Here is a 4,160-nt window from a genome sequence, read left to right on the forward strand (position 1 = left end):
TCCTCTGCGAAGAGCCAGCAGCGACCATCGCAACAGCATCCCGCTTGAACTCATCAGAATAGATCTTCGGCACGATTGCCATCCTTCCAGCACGACCCCAGTCAGAAATCATGCGGTCATAGACTCAACCGAACCTTCAGCAGACCCAAGCGGTCACGTTCACAAAGCTCGCTCTCGGAGCGGGTCGTAGATACGCACGTCGGCCCGGCCGATGCGGGGTATCCTGTTCGCCACACATGAAAGGTGAGAATCATGGGAACTGCGACTTGGAGTGCTCCGGTCACTGGCCTGACCTGTCGGGGGTGCGTTGACACAGCCTCGAAACAGCTGGGTGAGATCCGCGACATCGAGGGAGCACGGATCGAGATCGTTGCGGGTGGCGTCTCTATGGTAAGCGTCGATGCGACTCGTGAGCTGACAGATGATGAAGTAGCTGGAGCTCTCCGCGCAGGGGGCGCGTTCAACCTTGCCCGCTGATCCGGGGGCAGGTGGCGCAAACGTCATGGACGAAGTCGGGTTTGCTGTCGACGTTCTTTTCTTCGATGGCGCAGAGGAGCTCGATGCGGTGGGGCCGTGGGAGGTGCTGCGTTTCTGGGCTGACCTGGGTGACCGTCCGGTCGTTGTTCGTTCGGTCAGCGCCGATGGTGAGGCGGTAGCGTGCTCCAAGGGCCTTCGCGTGTCGGTCGATGGGGCTTTGGGTGATCGCACGCCTGACTTGGTTGTGATTCCGGGTGGGCCGGGCGCGGAGGTCTTCGCGTCGGATGACCGCCGGATAGCGCTGATCCGCAGTGCCGCTGAGGGTGGCGCGACCATGGCGCCTGTGTGCACGGGTGCGCAGGTTTTGGGAGCTGCTGGTTTGCTTCATGGGATCAGCGCGACCACACATTGGATGGCACGGAAGCACTTGCAGCTGATCTATCCCGACGTCATAGTGTCGTCGGGGAGGCGGTGGATCGACAGCGGTGCGGTAGTCACCAGTGCTGGGGTGTCTGCGGGGATTGATATGGCTCTGCACCTGGTTGACAGGTTCGACTCGCGAGCCGTCGCGCACCGCGTTTGCAGTGCGATGGAGTATGCGTGGCATCCGGAGGAACTTTCCGTTGATTCGTGATCTCTACTTCCTGTAGAGTTAGCGCATGCGATTTACTCGATCTTTCTTGCCGGCTGCCGTAGGTGTCGCGGCTGTTGCGACACTCGCTGGCTGCATTGCCACGTCAACCGATCATTCGCACCATGATGGGCGTGCCTCAGAGTCGTCTTCGTCCTCGAGGGGTCTGGACCAGGTACAGACTGATCCGTCGTGTCCGGCTGAGGCGTCACTGAGTTCCGTTCCTGAACGAGTCGTCACGATGGATGCGGGGGCTGCGGCGTTCCTCATCGAGCTCGGGGTGGGCGACACGATCGTGGGGACGGCTGCTCCCGACTTTAAGACCGATTTTTCGGGGGACTTGCGCGAGAAGCTTGATGCGTTGCCGGTGCTCGATGACGGGCGGGGGTCGGCGGAATCTGTCATTGCGGCGGAGCCTGACCTCGTAGCCGGAATCTCGCAGTATGAGTTCGGTGCGTTCGACGGTACGGCGTCTGTGGAACAACTCAAATCAGCGGGGTCGGCTGCGCTGTCCGCGTGCGGTGCTGTCCAGGACGGGCCGATGGAGAACATTGACGAGACCTATCGGTATATCACCGCACTCGCCACGGCCTTTGACATCCCTGAACGCGGCGAAAAACTAATCGAACGCATTCGCGATCAGGTGGAGGAAGCTGCGGCTGACACGAGCGACGTCGACGTGCCCGTTCTGACGTTGTCGTCAGTCCCCGACGCGGGCGCTGGCGTCAAAACCAGCGGGGGGTCGAGCTTTGCAAACGGCATCATTACGCTCGCGGGCGGCACGAATATCGCGCAGGGTGAGCTGCAGAATTTTGCCAGCTTGTCCGCGGAAACGGTGACCCAGGCCAACCCGGAGGTCATCGTGATCGTCTCTGGCTTCGCGAATGAGAGTGACGAGCAGTTGAAAGCGGCGATCATTGCCAGCCCGCTGCTTGCTCAGACTGACGCGGTCAAGGAGGGGAACGTCGTCGTTGTTCCACAGCGCATTCTCCTGTCGCCAAGCCTGCTGAATGCAGATGCGGTTCAAACCATCGCGGATGCTGTCAAAAACGCGGCCTGAACGAGAACGTCCCGCGCGAACAGGGGCGCTGCGCCGTGTTCCGATGGTGGTCATCGTTCTCGGGTTGGTCGTGGCGCTCTTGTTCGTGATGGTCATCAGTGTCGGCGTCGGCGCGGTCTCTATCAGCCCCGATGATGTCGTGAATCTCGTCATCTCGCGACTTTTCGGGGCCCCGGAAGCGGGGTCGTTGGATTTCATCGTGTGGGAACTGCGGGTGCCGCGTGTACTGCAGGCTGCAGTGATTGGTGCCGCTCTTGCTGTAGCCGGCGCGTGCGCGCAGATTCTGGTGCGAAATCCCATCGCTGACCCCTACGTTTTGGGGCTGTCATCCGGTGCTGGCGTGGCAGCCGTCGCCGTTATAACCGGTGTGGGCGTGACAACGTTCGGAGTGCTCCTGCTGCCTATCGCGGCGTTTCTCGGTGCGGCTGTGACGGGCCTCCTCGTGGCGGCGACCGCGACGTCACGATGGGGGCTTTCTGCCGGGCGACTCGTATTGTCCGGTGTCGCGATCGGTCAGTTGCTCGCTGGCGTGATGTCTTTTCTGCTCATCCGCGCAGGAAACTCCGATGCGACGCAGCAGGTCATGTTCTGGTTATTGGGAAGCCTTTCCGGTGCCCAGTGGCGGCTGTTTGTCATCATCGCGCCCGTCATCATCATCGCGGTACTGTTCGTCACGGCCATAAGCGGTCGTTTGGATTTGATGAGTCTTGGCGACGCACAGGCCGCAGCGTCCGGCGTGCATCCCGGACGCTCACGCTTCCTCGTCTTTGCCCTCGCATCGCTGATGACCGGGGCCGCGGTCGCCGTCTCCGGGGCGATTGGTTTCGTGGGGCTCATCGTGCCTCACATCGTGCGCCTGCTCGTCGGAGGAATGCACCGTCGCGTCGTGCCCGTCGCCGCCCTCATCGGCGCCATCCTTCTGAGCCTGGCGGATGTCGCGGCGCGCACGCTCCTCGCGCCCTCGGAGCTGCCCGTCGGGATCTTCACCGCTGCGATCGGCGTTCCTGTATTCATCCTGCTCATGCGCCGCAACAGTGCGACGGTCCTGGCATGAGCGCGGCCCCATCCGGCGCGTCCGACGTTGGCTTCGCACACGTGTCTATCCGCTACGGGGCCCATGTCGCTGTGGATGACGTTAGTGCGGAAATCACCGCCGGCACTGTCACCGGGGTCGTCGGACCCAACGGGTGCGGGAAGTCCAGTCTGCTAAGCCTCCTTACCGGCTACCACCCCGCGTACACGGGAATCGTGACTGTCGATGGTCAGAACATCGCGAGAATGCCACCCCGAGAACGCGCCGCACACATCGGAGTCATGCGTCAACACGCCGGCCCCATCCCCGATATCACCGTCGAGGAGCTCATCGCCATCGGTCCGCACCCGCTTCCCGCCGCACAGCTTAAGCAAGCGATCGCTCGTGTCGGGCTGGAAGATCTTGCCGGAAAGCCCCTCGCGACGCTATCGGGTGGCCAGCTTCAACGCGCACACCTCGCACGTTCCATCCGGCACAACCCCTCCCTGCTGGTCCTGGACGAACCCACCAACCACCTCGACGTTCGCCACAAGATCGTTCTCATGGAACTGCTCCGAGAACTGCGCATCACAGTCGTATGTGCCCTGCACGACCTCGACCTCGCAGCCCGATATTGTGACCACCTTCTTCTCCTGTCCGCCGGTGAACTGCATGCCCAAGGACCGTCCGACGAGGTCCTTTCAACCGCACGCGTACGCGCGACCTTCGGAGTCGAGACCGAGATGATAACTACAACAGACGGCGGTAAACACCTCGTCGTCCGTGCCGCCACTAGTCACCACGACGAGGGTCTGTCTGAGTAACGGTGTGTGAGGGTTCGGCCTGATCCGTAAGGAGATGGCCGTGGCTGACACGACCGAACTGTTGGACAACGAGATGATTGATCCTGTGACCGGGGAGATCATTGGGCTGACCCCGTTCGGTAGGTCCGGTGGTTGTGTGAGTCGTCCTGTTGCCCG

Annotated in this window: 4 protein-coding genes; all 4 read left to right on the forward strand. The window is 61.9% G+C overall.

What is annotated here, in order from left to right:
* The first annotated feature begins 502 nt into the window (after nt 1–502).
* The 4 genes from CZ674_RS07510 to CZ674_RS07525 all read left to right on the forward strand — a co-directional run bounded on the left by CZ674_RS07510 (nt 503) and on the right by CZ674_RS07525 (nt 4,004).
* Nucleotides 503–1,111, forward strand: a complete 609-nt coding sequence (locus CZ674_RS07510) for a DJ-1/PfpI family protein (RefSeq protein WP_234988497.1) — start codon at nt 503–505, stop codon at nt 1,109–1,111.
* Nucleotides 1,112–1,349: 238 nt separating this feature from the next.
* A complete protein-coding gene (locus CZ674_RS07515) occupies nt 1,350–2,168 on the forward strand; it encodes an ABC transporter substrate-binding protein (RefSeq protein WP_234988498.1) in 819 nt (272 codons plus the stop codon).
* A gap of 43 nt (nt 2,169–2,211) precedes the next feature.
* Nucleotides 2,212–3,222, forward strand: coding sequence for a FecCD family ABC transporter permease (locus tag CZ674_RS07520; protein ID WP_234988499.1), 1,011 nt, complete (start codon nt 2,212–2,214; stop codon nt 3,220–3,222).
* Complete coding sequence (locus tag CZ674_RS07525) at nt 3,219–4,004, forward strand: ABC transporter ATP-binding protein (RefSeq protein ID WP_086991918.1); 786 nt, start codon at nt 3,219–3,221, stop codon at nt 4,002–4,004. The genes CZ674_RS07520 and CZ674_RS07525 overlap by 4 nt, the downstream gene beginning before the upstream one ends.
* Nucleotides 4,005–4,160 lie beyond the last annotated feature (156 nt).

It is taken from the genome of Agrococcus casei LMG 22410, assembly GCF_900163565.1.
Taxonomy (GTDB): domain Bacteria; phylum Actinomycetota; class Actinomycetes; order Actinomycetales; family Microbacteriaceae; genus Agrococcus; species Agrococcus casei.

What these genes read in the sequence shown, in the direction of transcription:
- CZ674_RS07525 (WP_086991918.1), top strand. Translation starts at nt 3,219, where the DNA reads ATGAGCGCGGCCCCATCCGGCGCGTCCGACGTTGGCTTCGCACACGTG.
- CZ674_RS07520 (WP_234988499.1), top strand. Translation starts at nt 2,212, where the DNA reads ATGGTGGTCATCGTTCTCGGGTTGGTCGTGGCGCTCTTGTTCGTGATG.
- CZ674_RS07510 (WP_234988497.1), top strand. Translation starts at nt 503, where the DNA reads ATGGACGAAGTCGGGTTTGCTGTCGACGTTCTTTTCTTCGATGGCGCA.
- CZ674_RS07515 (WP_234988498.1), top strand. Translation starts at nt 1,350, where the DNA reads ATGGATGCGGGGGCTGCGGCGTTCCTCATCGAGCTCGGGGTGGGCGAC.